Annotated in this window: 19 protein-coding genes; 12 read left to right on the top strand and 7 right to left on the bottom strand. The window is 70.1% G+C overall.

Features of this window, described 5'->3' with window-relative positions:
• Positions 1-10: 10 nt before the first annotated feature.
• The 3 genes from Aco04nite_RS09115 to Aco04nite_RS09105 all read right to left on the bottom strand — a co-directional run bounded on the left by Aco04nite_RS09115 (position 11) and on the right by Aco04nite_RS09105 (position 1,855).
• Positions 11-157, bottom strand: coding sequence for a hypothetical protein (locus tag Aco04nite_RS09115; RefSeq protein ID WP_212996757.1), 147 nt, complete (start codon positions 155-157; stop codon positions 11-13).
• A 19-nt stretch (positions 158-176) separates the two neighbouring features.
• A complete protein-coding gene (locus Aco04nite_RS09110; RefSeq protein WP_212996756.1) occupies positions 177-1,112 on the bottom strand; it encodes an SDR family oxidoreductase in 936 nt (311 codons plus the stop codon).
• 119 nt (positions 1,113-1,231) lie between these two features.
• Positions 1,232-1,855, bottom strand: a complete 624-nt coding sequence (locus Aco04nite_RS09105; protein WP_212996755.1) for an NADPH-dependent F420 reductase — start codon at positions 1,853-1,855, stop codon at positions 1,232-1,234.
• A gap of 124 nt (positions 1,856-1,979) precedes the next feature.
• Here Aco04nite_RS09105 and Aco04nite_RS09100 point away from each other — a divergent pair, with 124 nt between their 5' ends.
• Positions 1,980-2,939, top strand: a complete 960-nt coding sequence (locus Aco04nite_RS09100) for a LysR family transcriptional regulator (RefSeq protein WP_212996754.1) — start codon at positions 1,980-1,982, stop codon at positions 2,937-2,939.
• A 16-nt stretch (positions 2,940-2,955) separates the two neighbouring features.
• Positions 2,956-3,507: a thymidine kinase gene (locus Aco04nite_RS09095; RefSeq protein ID WP_212996753.1), complete on the top strand. Its 552-nt coding sequence runs from the start codon at positions 2,956-2,958 to the stop codon at positions 3,505-3,507.
• Here the strand turns inward: Aco04nite_RS09095 and Aco04nite_RS09090 are convergent.
• Positions 3,468-3,992, bottom strand: a complete 525-nt coding sequence (locus Aco04nite_RS09090; protein ID WP_212996752.1) for a hypothetical protein — start codon at positions 3,990-3,992, stop codon at positions 3,468-3,470. The genes Aco04nite_RS09095 and Aco04nite_RS09090 overlap by 40 nt on opposite strands.
• Before the next feature lie 110 nt (positions 3,993-4,102).
• Here Aco04nite_RS09090 and Aco04nite_RS49545 point away from each other — a divergent pair, with 110 nt between their 5' ends.
• The 3 genes from Aco04nite_RS49545 to Aco04nite_RS09075 all read left to right on the top strand — a co-directional run bounded on the left by Aco04nite_RS49545 (position 4,103) and on the right by Aco04nite_RS09075 (position 8,407).
• A complete protein-coding gene (locus tag Aco04nite_RS49545; protein WP_212996751.1) occupies positions 4,103-6,364 on the top strand; it encodes a DUF4132 domain-containing protein in 2,262 nt (753 codons plus the stop codon).
• Complete coding sequence (locus Aco04nite_RS09080) at positions 6,364-6,780, top strand: hypothetical protein (RefSeq protein ID WP_212996750.1); 417 nt, start codon at positions 6,364-6,366, stop codon at positions 6,778-6,780. Before Aco04nite_RS49545 ends, Aco04nite_RS09080 begins: the two co-directional genes overlap by 1 nt.
• A gap of 115 nt (positions 6,781-6,895) precedes the next feature.
• Positions 6,896-8,407 carry a tannase/feruloyl esterase family alpha/beta hydrolase gene (locus Aco04nite_RS09075; RefSeq protein ID WP_244875838.1) on the top strand — a complete coding sequence of 504 codons (1,512 nt, stop codon included), beginning with the start codon at positions 6,896-6,898 and terminating at the stop codon, positions 8,405-8,407.
• Here Aco04nite_RS09075 and Aco04nite_RS09070 read toward each other — a convergent pair.
• Positions 8,404-8,571 carry a hypothetical protein gene (locus tag Aco04nite_RS09070; RefSeq protein WP_212996749.1) on the bottom strand — a complete coding sequence of 56 codons (168 nt, stop codon included), beginning with the start codon at positions 8,569-8,571 and terminating at the stop codon, positions 8,404-8,406. The genes Aco04nite_RS09075 and Aco04nite_RS09070 overlap by 4 nt on opposite strands.
• Between Aco04nite_RS09070 and Aco04nite_RS09065 the strand changes: the two genes are divergently transcribed.
• Both Aco04nite_RS09065 and Aco04nite_RS09060 read left to right on the top strand, forming a co-directional pair.
• Positions 8,561-9,319, top strand: a complete 759-nt coding sequence (locus tag Aco04nite_RS09065; RefSeq protein WP_212996748.1) for an SDR family oxidoreductase — start codon at positions 8,561-8,563, stop codon at positions 9,317-9,319. The genes Aco04nite_RS09070 and Aco04nite_RS09065 overlap by 11 nt on opposite strands.
• Before the next feature lie 96 nt (positions 9,320-9,415).
• A complete protein-coding gene (locus Aco04nite_RS09060) occupies positions 9,416-11,152 on the top strand; it encodes an alpha/beta hydrolase (RefSeq protein ID WP_212996747.1) in 1,737 nt (578 codons plus the stop codon).
• A gap of 12 nt (positions 11,153-11,164) precedes the next feature.
• Here Aco04nite_RS09060 and Aco04nite_RS09055 read toward each other — a convergent pair whose 3' ends face one another.
• Positions 11,165-11,947: a helix-turn-helix transcriptional regulator gene (locus Aco04nite_RS09055; protein ID WP_212996746.1), complete on the bottom strand. Its 783-nt coding sequence runs from the start codon at positions 11,945-11,947 to the stop codon at positions 11,165-11,167.
• Between the two features lie 68 nt (positions 11,948-12,015).
• Here Aco04nite_RS09055 and Aco04nite_RS09050 point away from each other — a divergent pair, with 68 nt between their 5' ends.
• The 5 genes from Aco04nite_RS09050 to Aco04nite_RS09030 all read left to right on the top strand — a co-directional run bounded on the left by Aco04nite_RS09050 (position 12,016) and on the right by Aco04nite_RS09030 (position 18,078).
• On the top strand, positions 12,016-13,074 hold the full coding sequence (locus Aco04nite_RS09050; protein WP_212996745.1) for a zinc-binding dehydrogenase: 1,059 nt from the start codon (positions 12,016-12,018) through the stop codon (positions 13,072-13,074).
• A 174-nt stretch (positions 13,075-13,248) separates the two neighbouring features.
• Positions 13,249-15,489, top strand: a complete 2,241-nt coding sequence (locus tag Aco04nite_RS09045; protein WP_212996744.1) for a M4 family metallopeptidase — start codon at positions 13,249-13,251, stop codon at positions 15,487-15,489.
• Positions 15,490-15,527: 38 nt separating this feature from the next.
• Positions 15,528-15,863: a TraR/DksA family transcriptional regulator gene (locus tag Aco04nite_RS09040; RefSeq protein WP_212996743.1), complete on the top strand. Its 336-nt coding sequence runs from the start codon at positions 15,528-15,530 to the stop codon at positions 15,861-15,863.
• 39 nt (positions 15,864-15,902) lie between these two features.
• Entirely contained in the window at positions 15,903-16,067 is a 165-nt protein-coding gene (locus Aco04nite_RS09035) for a hypothetical protein (protein WP_212996742.1), read from the top strand.
• Between the two features lie 166 nt (positions 16,068-16,233).
• Entirely contained in the window at positions 16,234-18,078 is a 1,845-nt protein-coding gene (locus tag Aco04nite_RS09030) for a substrate-binding domain-containing protein (protein ID WP_212996741.1), read from the top strand.
• A 49-nt stretch (positions 18,079-18,127) separates the two neighbouring features.
• On the opposite strand, the gene Aco04nite_RS09025 is transcribed toward Aco04nite_RS09030, so the two are convergent.
• A complete protein-coding gene (locus tag Aco04nite_RS09025) occupies positions 18,128-18,541 on the bottom strand; it encodes a VOC family protein (RefSeq protein WP_212996740.1) in 414 nt (137 codons plus the stop codon).
• Positions 18,542-18,900: the final 359 nt, after the last annotated feature.

Raw genomic sequence — 18,900 nt, 5'->3', positions numbered from 1 at the left:
CGGGGCTGAACTACCGCGTGGCGACAGCCAGTGCCGCGCGGATGGCACCCTCACCGGCCGGCTGACCCTTATCGTCCGAGTACGGCCCGTACGGCGTGCCCCACACCGGCGTACCCGCCGCCTGCCGCCAGCTCCCGATGAGTCCCACAGTTGTCATGGTCACCGCTCTCCCGTTGTCATGCGAAGTAATGGCCGTTGTCCAGATCGGCGAGCAGGCCGGGCTGAGCGGGTTCCCAGCCGAGGGTCCGGCGGGTGATGAGGCTGGAGGCCGGATAGCCCTGCGTGACGACGTTCGCGAGGAACCCGAAGTACGCCGGCAGCACCAGCTCGTCCACGGGAACGCTCACTGCGGGCACACCCAGACGGCTCCCGATGGCCTCGGCGATCTCACGGAACGGGATACCCTCGTCATCGACTGCGTGCCAGTATCTGCCGGCCGGTCCCTTCTCCAGGGCAAGGCGGAACAGGGAGCCGAGATCGGCGGCATGCACGGCGTTCCACAGGTTGGCGCCGTCCCCGGGGTAGCCGGCGAAGCCCTTCTCCTTCGCGAGCGCGATCAGTGCGGGGAGAAATCCGGCACGATCGGTCGTGTCGTGCGCGATGTTGGCGATCCGCACGACCGAGGACCGCACTCCCCGCTCGGCGAGCCGGATCACGGTGGTTTCCACGACGTTGCGAGCTCGCAGGGTGGCCCTGTGCTCATCACCGCTGGGAAGGGCCGGGTCCTGCTCGGTGGCCGTCCGGCCCAGGACGCCCTGCCCGGGCGAGCCGATGCTCCCCGCCGCGACCAGCGGCTTGCCGGTTCCCGCCAGCGCCTCGCCGTACGCGAGCATGATCGGGACCTCCGCGGCGGCCACCGCATGCACCCCGCCGGAGAAGAGCAGGTCCTGCCGGTGCGCGACGTGGATGACGCCGTCGGAGTCCGCGGCCGCCTCCTTGAGCCCGTCGAGATCCTCGAGGCCACCGCGGCGCACCTTCACGCCGAGCGCGGACAGCGCCGCAGCCGCGGCATCCGACCGGGCCAGGCCGGTGACCTCGTGCCCGGCGGCGAGAAGCTCAGCAACGATGTACGAACCGGAATGGCCGGTCCCGCCAGTGACAAAAACGCGCATGCGACTATCCTCAAAAATGTTTTGTGCGGTCAGCCGAGAAAGGCTTTGCGGTCAGCCGAGAAAGGCTTTGCGGTCAGCCGAGAAAGGCTTTGCGGTCAGCCGATAATGGCCTTTTGCGGTCAGCCGATAATGGTGACGCCGAGGGTGAAATTGAAATTCCCGACGCCGTGGCGGGCGAGGCTGATCATCAGCAGACCCGTCCCCTCCAGCCAGTGGGCCATGTCCAGGCCGCCGGCATCCAGGGGGCGCAACCCCAGGCTCTCGATGAACGCCGAGACGCTCGCCTTGGCCCGTGCGTCGTCGCCGGCGTAGAGCACGTCCAGTGAGCGGCCCGGGGTCAGGGCGTGACCGAAGACGGTGTTGAACGCCTTGACGACGTGCGCGCTCGCCGGGGCGGCCTGGGCAATCTGCTGCGCGGCGGACGTGCCGTCGGGGGTGACCAGCCCGGCACCGTCCGCCGTGAGGGGGTTGGTGATGTCGATGATGACCTTGCCCGCGAGCGCGTCACCGTATTGCGTGACGACCGGCACGGCGCCGGCGTTCGGCACGGCGAGGATGACGATGTCGCCGGCCGGGACGGTGCCGAATGTTCCGGCCGTGGCACCGCCGCCGAGCGCGGCAGCCAGGTCCTTGGCCTTCGCCGCGTCGCGACCGATGACCTCGACGGCGTTACCGCTTTCTACCGCGCGGGCACCGATGGCGCGGGCCATGCCGCCCAGGCCGATAATGCTGATGCTGCTCATTGATGTTCCCGCTCTCTGACGCTGAATGGCGCTTCGATTCACGGTGCCATTGCGTCGAATGGCTGTCCAAGACCTCTTTCGGTCGCTGCGATACCCTTGGGGCATCGCCGGACCGGGAGGCCCCATGGATCTGGACCTGCGCAAGCTGCGCTACTTCGCCGCCGTCGCCGACAAGCTGCACTTCGGCCGCGCCGCCGAGGAGCTGCACATCGCGCAGCCGGTGCTCAGCCGGCAGATCCGAGCCCTGGAACACGACCTCGGCACACCGCTGCTGACCAGGGACAGCCACGGTGTGGCACTCACCGACGCCGGGCGGCAGCTGCTGATCGACGTCGGCCCGTTGCTGGCCTCCGCCCACGCGGTCCGGCACCGGGTGGCCGTGGCCGCGCGGGGCAACCGGCGGCTGATGGTCGGCTTCCGGGCGGGCATCACGGTCACCGCCGCGGTGCGGGAGTTCGCCACCCGGCACCCGGACGTGCTCGTGGACGTGCAGCGGATCGAAGGCGACGACCAGGCCACGATGCTGCTCGACGGCCGCATCGACATCGGCTTCGTGCGGCTGCCCATCGACGAGACCGGCCTGCGCGTCATACCGCTGTACACCGAGCCGCGGGTCGCGGTGCTGCCCGCCGGCCACCGGTTCGCCGGTAAGGAGCAGATCACCGAGGCGGACCTGGCCGGTGAGCCGCTGCTCTGGCACGCCGACCCCGGCACGCAGCCCACCAGGCGCCCGCACCCCAACGCCGGCTACCTCGTGCGCGGGGTGGACGAGACCCTCGAGCACGTCGCAGCAGGCCGGGGCATCTCGTTCCTGGCCCGCTCGGCGACCGTGTTCCACTCACATCCCGAGGTCAGCTTCGTGCCGGTCCCGGACATGGCACCCGAGCAGGTGCGCCTCGCGGTCGCGGCATCACGCTCCTCGCCGATGATCGACGACTTCCTCGCGGCGGCCCGGGCAACGGCCGGGATCACGGCCGAATGCGGGAACTACGAGATGTGGCAACTCGGCGGCGAGACCGCTGCCGGCGCCACTGTGGCACCGGTCTCGCCGCAGGTGGCCGCCCACGACGGGCAACCCGGCTGATGGCACGGTCTGCGGCATGGACCTGACCGTGATCCTCGGCCCGATGAAGGGCGGCAAGTCGCTCGAGATGATCAGCCTGCTGTCCCCGCTGCAGCACGCCGGCATCCCGCACTGCATCTACCAGTCGGCCCGCCACGGCCGCGACACCGCGGTGACCTCCCGCTCCGGCGGCAGCCTCCAGACGGTCAAGGTCACCACCCTCGCGGGCGCCGCGGCCACCGACGTCAAGGTCATCGGCGTCGACGAGATCCACATGTTCACCGTCTCCGACATCGCCGAGCTCGGCCGCGCCGTCCTGCAGGGCATCAAGGTCGTCGTCGCCGGCATCGACCTCGACCACCGCGGCCAGCTCTTCGCCCCGGTCCAGGCCCTCTTCGAGCTCGCCCCGGAGAAGGTCATCTACCGCCGCGCCGTCTGCGACGTCTGCCGCTCCCTCGACGCCACCCACACCCAGGTCCTCGAACACGGCAAACCCATGATCCGCGAACTAGCCCCCTCCACCGCTCTCCCCGACGACGGCACCTACACCTACGAAGCCCGCTGCCGCCGCTGCGTCGTCCTCCCCTGACCCTCCGACTCCCACCAGCGGGCTTGGATACCCTGATAGCGAACCGGATCGACGGCCGCCGGGTCCTCCAGGAGGGTGATCAGCACACCACCGTTCGGTAGCGAGCGAGTGTCGACCAGCGGCGGCGAAGGGTGGCCGGGGCCGAGGTAGGTCAGCCAGCCGAGTTCGGCGGTCCAGGGACCGGCCGGCTGGGCCGCGTCGTGGATGCCGAGGTGCCAGATCTGCTCCGTCGACCATTCGTCCAGTAGGACGCCGTCGGTCCAGGTCACGAAGATGTCGACCTCGTCGGGGGTCCAGAACTGGCCGTACACGCGGCCGGTTGCCATTGCGGCGACTGCGATCCGGGGGTCGCCGACCGTTCGCGGGCCGGGGTCCGCGAGACCGAAGAGGTTGGTCAGGCCGTCCGGGCGGTGCGGGTGCAGGTCGCGGAGGGCGTGCTCCGCGGTCACCGGGATGTGCAGTTCCCAGGTCCAGTCCGATCCCACGCCGGCATCGTGCCGAATCGCCGCAGCGAGGGCAAGGCGGTTCCGATACGGTCTCCGGACCGATCGCACGGACAGCGAACGGACAGCGGACGGACCTGGAGGGGCAGGCGATGGTGGCGGGTAAGGGGCGCGGGCCGGGGGTGGTCGAGGGGCTGGTCTGTGCGGATCCGACCGTCGTGGTGTGGCTCGATGGGGAGCGGGAGCTGTGGTGGTCGCGGGCGGCGGCGCTGGAGCACGGGCGGGAGGAGCCGGACTGGGTGACGGCGGCGACCGGGGCGGACCGGTTGTCGGATCTGACGCCGGCGCAGGTGTCGTGGCTGTTCGTGAAGGGGCCGGAGGCGTCGGCGCGGGCGTTGCTCGCGACGACGATTCTGTTGCGGCATCAGCAGCGGGCCGATCTGGACCGGGTGGCGGTCGCGCGGTTCGAGTTGGACGCGCTGGCGCTCGCCCTGAACGAGGCCGGGGAGGACGCCGACCGGCTGGGGCTGCTGCTGCTGCCGTTCCGGGGGCCGGAGGCAGCCACGCTGGCCGCGGGATGGCTGCGCCATCTCGGGTCCGCGCGGTTGTGGGGCCGGATGTGGCTGCAACGGCATGCGGAGAGCGCGGCTCGGGCGCTGATCCCGGCTGCGGCGGGGAAAGCGGGCAAGGCACGGCAGAACGCTGAGGACGGGTTGCGCTATCTGTCCGCCACCGGCAAGGGACCGGTCGTTGTCAAAGCCGCTGACGGGTACGGACCGGCTGCGCTCGCCGTGATCACCGCGCTGATCGAGCCCGCACCCGGGTGGGAGTTGCCGGACGGTGAGCTGCTCACGCCCGTACCTGTGGCGTTTGCGCAGGGACCACAGCCGGCGCGGAAGCAGAAGCTGCAGCCGGAGCGGTGGCCGGAGCGGTGGCCGGAGGTGCGGACCGCGACCGGCGCGGTGATGCCGGAGGATCAGGTTCTGCGGCTGGTGGGCGCGCTGGCCCGGTCGCGGCTGGCGGCGGCACCGGAGCCCGCGCCCGGGGACCCCGCACCGGACGGCGGCGGGGTGCCGATGATCGTCGAGTCGGCGGCCGCCGCGCAGCCGTTGGTGGCGGCGGCCGATGCCGGGACGGCGGAGCTGATCGCGGGCGGTGACCGGCGGAGCCTGGCGGAGTTCGGGCGGGCGCTGCTGGACGACTGGGTGACGGATGACATGCCACCCGCGGAAGCCTGGGTGGTGCTGGCGCAGGCACACGTCGGGGACGACGACACCATGGACAGGCTGGCGCCGCTGGTGAAGTCGTGGCCGGCGCGCAGCCGGTGGGCACGGGCGATCGACGGGCTCGCGGTGCTGGCCACGGTGGGGTCGGATGTGGCGTTGCGGCACCTGCTGGCGATCGAGGAGGGCATGTCCGGCGGGCCGACGAACGAGCGGGCCGTTGTGCACCTGACGCAGGCTGCCGCGCGGCGCGGGCTGTCCGTGACGCAGCTGGCGGACCGGCTGGCGATCACCCACGGGCTCGACAGCGGGGTCACGCTCGATTACGGGCCACGGAAGTTCACGGTCATAACCGACGATCACCTCACACCGTACGCCGTGGGCGCCGACGGCCGGCGGCTCGCGCGCCCGCCGAAACCCGGGGTCAAGGACACCAATCCGGAGGCGTACCAGTGGTTTCTGCGCTTCAAGAAGGGGCTACGAGCGACCGCGGCGGCGCAGATCGCCCGGTTCGAGCGGGACATGCTCGCCCACCGGTTCCGTCCCGCGGCTGACCTCGCCGCGGTGCTGCTGCCGCATCCGATTCTCGGGCCGGTCGTGCGGCGGATCGTGTGGGGCGAGTACGACACGGAGAAGCGGCTCGTCAGGGCGTTGCGGGTCGCGGAGGACGGCAGCTTCGCCGACGTGCACGACTCCGCCGCGGTCGTCGACGGCGATGCGCGGCTCGGGATCGTGCACCCGGCGGAGCTGGGTCCTGAGCTGGCCGTGTGGGCGGAGATGCTCGCCGATTACGAGGTGCTGCAACCGTTCCCACAGGTCCATCGGACGGTGGTGACGCTGACCGGGGAACAGCGCGCGGCGACGAGCTTGAGCGGGTTCGAGCCGGTGGAGACGGAGCGGCTCGCGCGGTTGCTGGGCGGGGACTGGCAGGGCAACGGTTTCCACACCCGCAACCACCTGCACACCCAGCTGGCGCGGGAACTGCCCGGCGGGCTGACGCTGGTGGTCGAGGTCGAGCCGGGCGTGACGACGGCGGGCTACAACACCGTCCCGGAGCAGCGGATCACGGAGATCTGGGCTGACGATTCCTGGTCGGATCATTGGCAATTTGATCGGCGTACTCCTATGGGGGCCTGTGATCCTGCGATCCTCTCGGAGCGGCTGGTCGAGCTTCTGGGGATGGAGCGCTGATGGAGTTGCGGGCTGAGCTGTGCGAGCCGGAGATCGCGGCCGAGCGACTCGCCGAGGTGTGCGCCGCGATCGAACGGATCGAGGAGCTGCACTGGCGCGGGGAGCCGACCGCTGACGCGATCGCGGCGTTCAACGCGGACACCGGCGGTGAACTGGGGCTTCACGACTTCCTCGGCTACAGCGGGTCGGTATCGGTCGAGGAGTTCGCCCGGGCGGCGTTGTGGCCCGCCTGGCCGAAGGTCCCCGACATCACCCGCGACGAGCTGATCGAGATCGTCCAACGGGCGCTGACCAACCCCTTCTATCTGCACGTGCTGGAGGTCAACGTCACGCACCCCGCCCCGGTCCTGCGTGACGACGCGACACCCGAGGAGATCGTCGACGAGATCCTGAGCTACCGCCCGTTCGCGCTGTAGAAGTTTCCGGATCAGGGGGAGCTCTCCGTCCCGGGGATGATTTCAGGACCCGTCCTGGGACCGATGTGCCGGGATCAGCGCGGTGGCAACGTCGGTCCTCCAAGGAGGGGATTCGATGATGATCCGCAAACCGCTGGTCGTGATGGCGGCTCTCGCGCTGGTCCTGAGTGGGGCGAGCGCCGCCGGTGCCGCGCCGGCGACCGTGAACTGTGGCGGGCTCACCGCCGCGCACCTGGCCCAGGGGAAGGTCACCTCGGCCACCGTCGCCGACGGTTACTGCCAGGTGCAGGGGGTGCTGCTGCCCGCGACCCGCTTCACCGTCAAGCTGCCGGTCCGTGGGTGGACCGGGCAGTACGTGCAGCAGGGGTGCAGCGGGCTGTGCGGGGAGGTGCCCGATCTGGCGTTCCCGTTGTTCGGGTTCAGCTGCCCCGCTGCGCTGGCCAAGACACTGGTCGTGGCCGCCGATGACACCGGGCACACCGGGGATCCGCTGAGTACGGCGCCGGCCACCTGGGGCGCCGACCCGCGTGCCCGGGTCGAGTGGGGGCGCACGTCCGAGCACCGGCTGCGGCTCGCTGCCGACACGGTGATGACGAGCTTCTACGGGTACGGACCCACGTACCGCTATTTTGACGGCTGCTCGACCGGCGGGCGGCAGGGGCTGAACCTGGCGCAGCGGTTCCCGGCCGACTTCGACGGCATCCTGGCCGGTGCCCCGGCTAACAACGAGGCACCGCTCGCGCTGTTGCAGGCGTGGCTGGCCGTGCGCAACACCGATTCGCGGGGCGGGCAGATCCTCGGCCCGGAGAAGATCCCGGCGCTGCACGACGCCGTGGTCCGGGCCTGTGGTGACGTGATCCAGGATCCGCGCAGGTGCGGGTTTCAGCCGTCGTCGTTGCGCTGCCCGGCCGGCGTCGACCGGCCGACGTGCCTGACCGGGGCACAGGTTGCCGCGGTGGTGGCTTTCTACCGGGGACCGGCCGGCCTCTACAACGGGGGGATGCCGTACGGTTCCGAGCTCGGCTGGACCGGGCTGTTCGTGGTCCGCTCCGGCTCACCGCTGAACGGCAACGCGGCCGCGATCGGCTTCAACTATCTGAAGTATCTCGGCTATCCCACAGTCCTGCCCGACGATTTCCAGCTCACCGACGTGCGGTTCACCAAGGCGACGTTCGATCGCCTGAACCGGGTCGGCGATGCCCTGTACAACGCGAACGACCCCGACCTGTCGGCGTTCCGGGCGCATGGCGGCAAGCTCATCATGTATCACGGCTGGGCCGACCCGTTCATCCCGCCGTTCTCCACCGTGGACTACTACCGCGCGGTGCAGCAGCGGGGCGGCGCTGACGCGTACACCCGGCTCTACCTGATCCCGGCCGGCTACCACTGCCTGTTCGGCCCGGAAGCGGACAGCCCCTCGGAGGTCGCCGTGCCGGAGCTCCTCCAGCCGCTGATGGACTGGGTCGAGCAGGGCACCGCCCCCGGCACGATCAACGTCCCGACGCTCAACAGCGACTTCACCGACCTGATCCGCGACGTGGACGTGGAGCCGTTCGACGCCCTGGCCCCCGTACACGCCGCACCGGGCAGCCTGAACGCCAATTACCACTACGTGGGTCGCTACTAGGGTTTTTCCGAAAGTGAGCGGAGGTCGTCGAAGGCCTGGAGGAGGTACTCCTCCAGGCCTCGCGACGGGTCGTCGATCCAGTCCTGGGCCGCGTGGTGGAACACCGTCACCGGGCTCGCCCGGTCGGACACCGCGGCCGCCCGGCTGGAATCGGTGGGCGCCACGCCTTACAGCGGCTCCCTGGAAGACCTTGACCGGCTGCGCGTGGGTGCCGAGGCAGCCGACGGCGTCCTGCACATGGGTTACGGCGGCGACTTCGCCGACCCCGAGCCGATGATCCGCCGCGACCGGAACGCCATCGAAACGTTCGGCCGCACGCTCGAAGGCACCGGCAAGCCGCTCGTCGTCACCTCGGGAACGCTGGTCATGCCTGCCGGGCAGGAGAGCAGCGAGCACGACGAGCCCGACCCGGCCGGGGTCGCCGCGTTCCGGATCGTCGGCGAGCGGGCGTGCCTCGCGTTCGCCGGCCGGGGCGTGCGTGCGAGCGTCGTCCGCCTGGCCCCCACTGTCCACGGCCCCGACGACCACGGGTTCATTCCCATGCTCGTCAGCACCGCGCGCAGGACCGGGGTCTCCGCCTACGTGGGCGACGGCGGCAACCGGTGGCCCGCGGTCAACCGGCTCGACGCCGCGGTGCTGTTCCGGCTCGCGCTGGAAAAGGCGCCCGCGGGCAGCGTGCTGCACGGCGTGGCCGAGAACGTCACCCTGCGGAGCATCGCGGAGACGATCGCCCGGGGTCTCGGCGTGCCCGCGGTGTCGCTGACGCCGGGCGAGGCTCTCGCGCATTTCCCGAGCCCGTTCATGGCCACCATTTACGCAATGGACGCGCCGGTCGTCAGCGCGTACACCCGGACGTTGCTCGGCTGGTCCCCCACCCACGCCGCACTGCTCGACGATCTCGTGGTGTCCTGATTAGAGATCGACTTATTCAGATCTATTGCGTCCACTCTTTACAGTCCAGGAGCGCGTGGCTATGAAGCCCTGCGATCCTCGACGGAAGGGATGCGAATGCGACATCTGGGAAGAAGCCTTCTGGCGGCCGGCATGATCGCCGGTGTGCTGGTGGCGGGGGCCGCGGCGCCCGCTGCGGCGGCCACGAAGACCGATCGCACCAGTGCCAAGGAGAGCAAGCGGGTCGACCGCGTGCCCACTCCGAAGCTCGGCTGGTACAAGTGCTACGACTACGCCGAGTGTGCGACCACCAAGCTTCCCCTCGACTACGACAACCCGAAGGGCGCGAAGACCGAGATCGCGCTGCTGCGGGTCAGGGCCACGGACCAGAAGCACAAGATCGGCAGCCTGTTCCTCAACCCGGGCGGTCCCGGTGGCTCCGGCACGAGCATCGCGCTCGCGGCGCCGAACTTCCTGAGCCCGGCGGTGCTCGCGAAGTTCGACATCGTCGGTGTCGACCCGCGCGGCATCGCCAACAGCGCCAACATCAAGTGCTTCAAGTCGGTCAAGGACCAGACCGCGGTGCTCGGCGACATGAACGTCGCGTTCCCGCTGGGCGCGGCCGAGGAGAAGAAGTACGTCGCCGCCGCCAAGAAGTTCGGCAAGGCGTGCTCGACCACGGGCAAGCCGCTGACCGGAGCGGCGTCCACCGCCGAGGTGGTGCGGGACATGGAGGTCCTGCGCCGCGCCGTCGGTGACAAGAAGCTCAACTACCTCGGCTTCAGCTACGGCACCGCGATCGGGCAGTACTACGCCAACATGTTCCCCGACCGCTTCCGGGCGATCGTGGTCGACGGCGTGCTCGACCCGGAACACTGGGTCGGCACGACGAAGACGGCCAACCAGGAGCAGGACGAGCGGCTCCGCTCGGCCGACGGGGCGTACAAGGCGCTGCGGGAGATCCTCAAGCGCTGCGACGCCGCGGGCGAGAAGTACTGCGCCTTCGCCGCCGGCGACCCGGTGAAGAACTTCGACGCGATCGCGGCGAAGCTCAAGAAGAAGCCGCTGGTGGTCGAGGACGAGGAATTCGGCAGCTTCACCATCACGTACGCCGATTTCGTCAGCGGTATCCTCGGCGACCTGTACGACACGGGTGCCGGTGACTGGGTGACCCAGGACGCGCAGTACATCAAGACGCTGCTCGACTCGTCCAGCGCCGCCGCGAAGGCCACCGCGAGCACCGCGCTGGCCAAGCGGATCAAGGACGCCCGGGCCAAGGTGGGCCGGGACTTCCCGTACGACAACGGCTTCGAGACCTTCGCGACGGTGGACTGCACCGACGCGCTGCACCCGAAGGACGCCGGCGCGTGGCCGGGTCTGATGGTCAAGGCCGACAAGCGGGCGCCGTACTTCGGCCGGGCCTGGGGCTGGGGCACCGCTCAGTGCGCCCGCAACACCTGGACCGTACGCGACGAGGACGCGTACACCGGGCCGTGGAACCGCCGGACCGCCGCCCCGGTGCTGATCGTCGGCACCAAGTGGGACCCGGCGACCAACTACGACGACGCCGTCTCGGCATCCAAGCGGCTGCCCAACAGCCGCCTGCTGTCGAACACCAACTGGGGCCACACGTCCTACGGCTCGTCGGCCTGCGCCACCGGTGCGATCGACAACTACCTGCTCAAGGGCACCCTCCCCGCCAGGGGGAAGGTCTGCCAGGGCGCGTACCAGCCGTTCCTCGAGCCCCTGCCGGACGACTCCGGCGAGGCCGCGAGGACGCTGAACGCGGTGCAGAGCCAGCGGCCGCCGATCGCCGGTCCGCCGATGCCGTCGACCCTCAACGGCACCCGGTAATCACCCTGTAGTTCACGCGCGGCGCCCGGCAACGGGCGCCGCGTTCAGGTTGTATACGACCAGCGTCTGCTCCGGCCGTTCGGCGACGTGGAACGCGGCGTGCGAAACGGTGATCTCACCCAGCCGGGGGTGCCGTAGCCGCTTGCTGCCGGCCCGGCTGAACTGGATGTCGTACTGCGGCCACCACCGCCTCGCCTCGGGGCTGGCTGCAGTCAGCTCGGCCACGAGCCGGGTCACGCGCGGGTGGCCGGGGTGGCGTCCCGCGATCGCCCGCAGCCGGGCCAGGACGGTGCTCGCCTCGAGCTCCCAGTCGACCAGGACCTCCCGGGCGGCGGGCTCGGTGAACATCCACCGCACGACGTTGCCACCCGGTGCCATGCCCCGGAACAACTCCGCCGCGGCCGCGTTGCTCGCGAGGACGTCATAACAGATGCCGGTGACGTACGCGGGATTGTCGCCGAGCAGCGCCGGAACGCCCGCAACCTCGGGAGCCGCTTCCTCGGGCACGTCCTGACCGGACACCACTCCCCCGCCGGCGAGGCGGCGCAGGTGCTCCTGCTCAGCGGCGGTCAGCCGCAGCGCCCGGGCCAGGGCGTCGAGCACCTGGTCGGAGGGGCGCACGTCACGGCCCTGCTCGAGATAGGTGAGCCAGGTGGCGCTGATGCCGGCCAGCAGGGCCAGCTCCTCGCGGCGCAGCCCGGGTGTGCGTCGCCGCCCGGTGACCGGCAGACCGGCGTCGGCGGGATTGACCCGCTCCCGCCTGCTGCGCAGGAAAGTACCCAGCTCGACGCTCACCCTGGAACCTCCAATACCAGCATAAAGCGATTCTGGATACCAGCTTATCGCTGAGTCACGCTGAGTCCATGAAAGCTTGGACAGTTGCTTCACAAGACGATGTCGTACGCCTCTCCGACATCCCCGCGCCGGCGCTGCAGGGCGGTGGCGTGCTGGTGGAGGTGCTCGCCGCGCACCTCCCTGCGTACACGAAAATGGTCGTGACCGGGAACCGTGGCGGCCTGCCTGTGCCCCTCACCCTGGGCCCCTCCTGCATCGCCCGGGTGACCGATGTCGCGCCGGACGTGTTCCACGTAGCGCCGGGCGATGTCGTGGTGGACACGTCGCGGCTCGACGCGGGTGACGGCGACGAGATCCTGGTCGGCTGGGTCGGCCTCGGCGGGACCGGCACCGGCACCGGCACCGAGCGCACGGACCGCATGCGTACGGTGTGGCGCGACGGGGTCTTCGCCGAACGCGCCCTGTGCGCCAAGGAGACCCTCGTCAAGCTGCCCGGCGCCGAGAACTACCCGGACCCCGCCCGCCTGTCGTTCCTGCCGTGGCTCTGCATCGCCGCATCGGGCCTGCACGCGGCGGGGCCCCTGACCGGCCGCGACGTCGCCGTGATCGGCGCGACGGGCCAGCTGGGTGGCGCGGCGGTGCTGGTGGCACTCGCGTCGGGCGCGGCGACGGTGACCGCGGTCGGGCGCAACAAGGCGGCACTCGACCGGCTGGCCGAACTCGGCCCCCGCGTGCGCACCCACCGGCTGACCGGCGACCGCGCCGCGGACGCGGCGGGAATCGGCCCGGTCGACGTCGCCCTCGACACCCTCGGCGCCACCCCGACGGCGGACGCGACCATGGCCGCATACGACAGCCTGCGCCGCGGCGGCACCCTGGTCCTCGTCGGCGGCGTACGCCAGGACCTCACCATCCCGTACGGCGACCTGATGCACCGCCGCCTCACCCTGCGCGGTTCCTGGATGAGCGACAACCAGACGGTCACCACGGTCTGGAACATGATCCGCTCCGGACTGCTGGACCTCGCCGCGGTCGAACTGCTGACGGTCGCTCTGGACGACCCGGCCACCGCCCTCGACCTGGCGGAGCGCACCACGGGCCTCGCCTTCGTCGCCCTCGTCCCCTGACCGTCGGCGCCGGGCCGGAGGATCAGTTCGATCTGTCAGAAGTCGGGCTGATCTATGTCCATCGATGTCAAACCTGTTAATTAAGCTTCTGATTACTTCCCGTCCCCCCTTCCCCGGAGCAATGATATTGAAACCAATGGATGCACGTGCGTCCTGGGATTGGGGAGGATCAGGTTGAGAAAGGCTCTTGCGCTGACCGGCATCACCTTGCTGGTCAGCGGCGGTCTCGCGGTCTCCGCTACCAGCGTGTCCGCCGCTCCGCCGTCCACGCCGTCACTGCTCACCGCCGCCGACACGGCGCTGAAGGACAACGTCAAGGCCGTCAAGGGGTCCGCCCTCGACAGGTTCACCGCGTACAGCAGCAAGAAGCTGGACAACGGCAGCGGGGTGGTGCGCTACGAGCGCACCTATCGTGGCCTGCGGGTGGACGGTGGTGACCTGATCATCCGGGTCGGCAAGGACGGTGCGTACACCGGCAGCTCGAACGGGCTGAAGGCGCCGCTGTCGCTCGAGGTCACCCCGAAGGTCACTGCCGCGAAGGCCAAGTCGCTCGCTTCCGGTGCGTTCTCCGGCAAGATCACTGCGACGGGTACGCCGGAACTGTTCGTCGACGCGAACAGTGGCTCGGGGCGCCTCGCCTGGGAAACCGTCGTGACCGGATGGGCGAAGGACGGGCAAACGCCGTCGAAGCTCCACGTGATCACGGACGCGCTGACCGGGGCGGCGATCGGCTCGTACGACGAGATCGAGACCATCGCCGGTGAGGGCAGCAGCATCTACTCCGGCACGGTCGGCGTGGACACCACGCTGTCCGGCTCGACGTACAGCCTGATCGACCCGTCGCACGGCAACGGGCGTACGTGCGACATGAACAACGGCAGCTCGACCTGCACGACGTTCACCGACGCCGACAACGTCTGGGGCACCGGCACCAACGCGAGCCGGCAGTCCGCGGCGATCGACGCGCACTTTGGTGCCGCGAAGACGTTCGACTACTTCCTCAACGTCCACGGCCGCAACGGCATCTTCGGCACCGGCGCGGGTGTGCCGTCGCGGGTGCACTACGGCAACGCTTACGTCAACGCGTTCTGGGACGGCGCCCAGATGACCTACGGCGACGGCACGGGCAACGCGAACCCGCTGGTCGCCCTCGACGTCGCCGGTCACGAGATGTCGCACGGCGTCACCGAGAACGTGGTGCCCGGCGGCCTCACCTACTCCGGCGAGTCCGGCGGCCTGAACGAGGCCACCAGCGACATCTTCGGCAGCATGGTCGAGTTCTACGCCGACACCACCGCCGACCCCGGTGACTACGACATCGGCGAGAAGATCGACATCAACGGCGACGGCTCGCCGCTGCGCTACATGTACAACCCCACGCTCGACGGCTCGTCGCACGGCTGCTGGTCGACCAGCACCAACAGCGTCGACGTGCACTACTCGTCCGGTGTGGCCAACCACTTCTTCTTCGACCTCGCCGAGGGCACCGGGCAGACCGCGTACGGCACCTCCCCCGTGTGTGGCGCCGCCGAGCCGGTGACCGGCATCGGCCGCGACAAGGCCGAGAAGATCTGGTTCCGCGCGCTCGACACCTACTTCGTGTCGAACACCAAGTACGTCAACACCACCACGCCGTCGAACACCGCCCGCGCGTACAGCCTCGCGGCCGCCGCCGACCTGTACGGCGAGTGCGGCACCGAGTACAAGGCCGTCCAGGCCGCGTGGACCGCGGTCAACGTCGCCGGCAGCGACTACTGCCCCGTCGGCAACGACTTCTCCGTCGCCGCCTCCCCGGCCTCCGTCGCCACCGACCGCGGCGAGACGGTCACCACGACCCTCGCCACGACCAGCACCAACGGCACCGCGGAGACGATCGACCTCACCGCCTCCGGTGTCCCGGCCGACGTCACGGTCACCTTCGACCCCGCCTCGGTCACCGCCGGCGAGTCGTCCACGGTCACCATCGTCACGCCGGAGTCGCTCGGTACGGGCACCTACCCGATCACGTTCACCGGCACGTCGCCCTCGGTGAGCCACTCGACGTCGTTCACGCTCGGGATCAACAGCCCCGCGGGCTGCTCCGGCACGAACGCCGACGACGTCGCGATCCCCGACAACACCACCGTCACCAGCGACATCTCACTGGCCGGCTGCACCATCACGCCGTCCTCGAGCAGCAAGGTCGAGGTGCACATCGTCCACACGTACATCGGTGACCTGGTCGTCAGCCTGGTCGCCCCGGACGGCAGCGCCTACACCCTGCAGAGCCGCACCGGTGGCAGCACCGACAACATCGACCAGACCTACAGCGTCAACGTCTCCGGCGAGAACCCGGACGGCATCTGGAAGCTCCGCGTCCAGGACGCCGCCTCGATCGACACCGGCTACATCAACAGCTGGACCCTGTCGCTCTGACAGGCCCTCCCGCTGAGCGTTCGGCCTAGGGTGAGGGGATGCGCGAGAATCTCGAGCGTCTCCTCACCCGCGCCGTTTCCGAGGCCGCATCGCTGGAGGACGACCTGCGGGCCCTGTTCGAGGCGTCCCGCGACTCCAACGCCGACGACGAGCACGACCCCGAGGGCGCCACGGTCGGCTTCGAACGAGCCCAGCTGACCGCTACCCTCGCCGCGGCCCACCACCGGATCGCCGACCTGCGCGACGCCCTCGCCCGCCACGAGGCGGGCACCTACGGCACCTGCGAGACCTGCGGCCGCCCGATCCACCCGGACCGCCTCGAGGCCCGCCCCGGCGCCCGCACCTGCATCACCTGCGCCGCAAAACGTCGATAGCCGGGTGCTTCACGCGCCCGCGCCGTCCGCCCCTCGCGCATGATCCGTCACTTCACCCCGGCCGTCACGCCGGGATCAGCGACGACCGCTCTGCTCTCGCCCGGCGCGCTGCGCCTGCCCGTGGCCCGCGATCGCTTCGCGCCGAGTGGACTCGTGACCACGCTGCGCGACACCGGCGGGCAGCCCCTTCCCGAACGGCAGTGACGCCCCTCTCGCCTGGTCATGACGGGGTCACCTGATACAGAGAAGTTGCCTGCGCCACAGTGTCGGCCACCCGACGAATCGATGATCCACGCGATTCACGTTCTCTCGGCTACTGTTCGACAACGCCGCAGGGAACGCCCTGGTCAATTGGGGAGGATCGATACGCATGGCCGACACTGCCGTAGTGCTGGCAGCCAGTAGTGCAACCATAGGCACAGCGTTGCTATGGATCGCTGCAGGGCTGACTGCCGCACTGCTCGTCGTGGGCCTCGTGCTCGTCGCCCGGCGCAGGAAGAAGAAAGCACCCGCGCCCGTGGAGCGCACGACGTCCTTCGACGGGTTCGTGACCGCCGCCGACCGGCTCGCCCTGGAGGCCGCGCAGACCGCCGAGCGCCCACGCGGCCGGTGGCTGATCGTGCCGGCGACCATCGTGGTGCTGGTCGCCGCCGGTGGTGGGATGACCCTGCTGCAGCGCGGACGCACCACCACCGACACCCAGCGCACGGTCTGCCCGGACACGACGCTGGAAGTCTCGGCGGCGCCCGAGATCGCCCCCGTGATCGAGGAGGCCGCGCGCAGTCTCGCCGGCCCCGACGAGTCCGAGTGCGGTCCCATCCACGTCACCGCCGAGGACCCGTCCGCCGTCGCGCAGGCCGCCCGGCGTCCCGACGTCTGGATCCCGTCGAGCAGCGCCTGGCTGAAGATCGCCGAGACCGGTGGCACCACGTACGACGCCCGCGGCGAGACCGTGGCCCGCTCCCCGGTCGTCCTCGCGGCACCGAAGGCCATCGCCCCGATGATCGTCAAGGACGGCCACGGCTCCTGGGCCGCCCTGGTCGACGGCGTCGCCAAGAAACGCATCCCGGCGTCGTCCATGCCCGACCCGACCCACAACACCGTCGGCATGCTCTCCGTCTTCGCGGTGCACGCCGCCATGGAACGCACCACGCCCGACAGCGGCATCGCGCAGCTCCGCGCCCTGACCCTGCGCAGCCGGCTCAAGGATCCCAACGCGGACCCGGCTGTGCTGCTGACCCGCACCGCGGACATGAAGGACGACGCGGAGGCCGCCGCCGAGATCGGGTTCTTCCCGACGACCGAGCAGCAGCTCCGGGCGTACGCGAAGGCTGATCATGGGGTTGAACTCACCGGGGTGGTCCCGGCGGACGCGATCGTCGAGGCCGACTACCCGTTCGCGGTGGCCCGCTCGAGCACCCACAAGCAGCTGGCCGACCAGTTGCACACCGCGATCAAGCCGGCCGCCGTCAAGGCCGCGGGCTTTCGCACCGAGAAGACGCCCCGGGCGCTGAAGCTGCCGGAGGAGCCCCAGGACCTGCAGGGCCCGGCGCTGAACTGGTCGCAGTACCGCACGCTGCCGTTCCAGGTGCTGCTGCTGATCGACGGCTCCGGCTCGATGAACCAGAAGGTCACCGACAAGTCCGGCCGCACCACCACCCGCGCGGCCCTGCTGCGCGAGTCCGGCGCCAACGCCAACGCGCTGTTCGGCGAGGACACCAGCATCGGCATGTGGTTCTTCTCCGCCCCCACCCCGGAAAGCCCCGCCCACACCGAGGCCGTCCCCCTGGGCCCCCTCGCCGAGGAGATCGGCGGCGTCACCCGCCGCCAGGCGATGGGCGCGGCGATCGCCCGCTACAAGGCGGAGAACGACGCGGGAACCCCGCTCTACCGGACCGTCCTCGACGGCGTGGCCGCCATGCGCTCCCAGGAGAAGGCAGGCGCGGTCAACCTGGTCATCGTTCTGACCGACGGCCGCGACGAGGAATCGTCCTTCGAGATGACCCAGCAGGAATTCCTGGGCGAACTCAAACAGGACCAGGACCCGACCAAGCCGGTCCCGATAATCGCAGTCGGCTACGGCGGCGACGCCGACATGAACGCCCTGACCACCATGGCCGAGGCCACCGGCGGCAAGGCCATCTCGGCAACGGACCCGGCCGACATGGCCTCCGCCATCGCCCAGGCCTTCCTGGCCGCCCACGCCCCGAAGTAGCCCTCCGGCGCCACCCTGCTCGACGGGGTGGCGCCGACTGCCTTCGCGCTCAGAACCCGTTGGCGGCGAGCCAGTCCGGGTCCGGCTCCACCCGCTGCAGCACTTCGACGAACACACCGTCGGGCCCGGCCACCTGGAACCGCCGCTGCCCCCACGGCTCGGTCACCAACGGCAGCACCACCTCGAGCCCCGCCCGCCCGAGCCGCTCATGCTCAGCGTCCACATCGTCGACCACAAACGCGATCAGCGTCCCGGCCACGCTCCGCCCCCGCGTCACCACCGGCCACGACTCATGGTCCCGCTGCACAAAATCCAGGCTCAGCTTCAGATCCCCGGTGTGCTGCGTATTCACGTACCACCCAAGGTCCACATCCACCGTGAACCCGAAATGCTCGGCAAACCACCCAGCAGCCTTCGCAGGCTCCGCAGCAGCCAGCACCATCCCGATCATGTTCAGCTTCATACCGCCATCGTCCCGCACTCCACCCCACGCACCACCAGCGCCCGGACGAGAACACCCCTGCTGATTACCTGGCCGGCCCGGCAGCATGCAGCGCCTGCGCCGGCTGTCTCAGGCGAGACCACCGGGATATAGAAGAAGCCAGGGCCGCGCCCTCTCTGCTGACACCACATTCCATCGGTTTCGAGTACGCGTCGCGCCAGCCCGCTAACGGCACGTCGTCCGGGCAGCAGGTCGATCTCTCGGCCATCCTCGCGATCGATCAGGACAGTGCCGTAGTCCGGCCGTTCTTGATCGTGAAGTCGTCGACATCCAGGACCGTTACCGAACGCTCAGACGGGTCTCACAGCGCCCGCACCAGC

The organism is Winogradskya consettensis (assembly GCF_018332715.1).
Classification (GTDB): Bacteria; Actinomycetota; Actinomycetes; order Mycobacteriales; family Micromonosporaceae; genus Actinoplanes; species Actinoplanes consettensis.
Note: the sequence above shows the minus strand (reverse complement) of the source record. Positions and strands in the feature narration are given on the sequence as shown.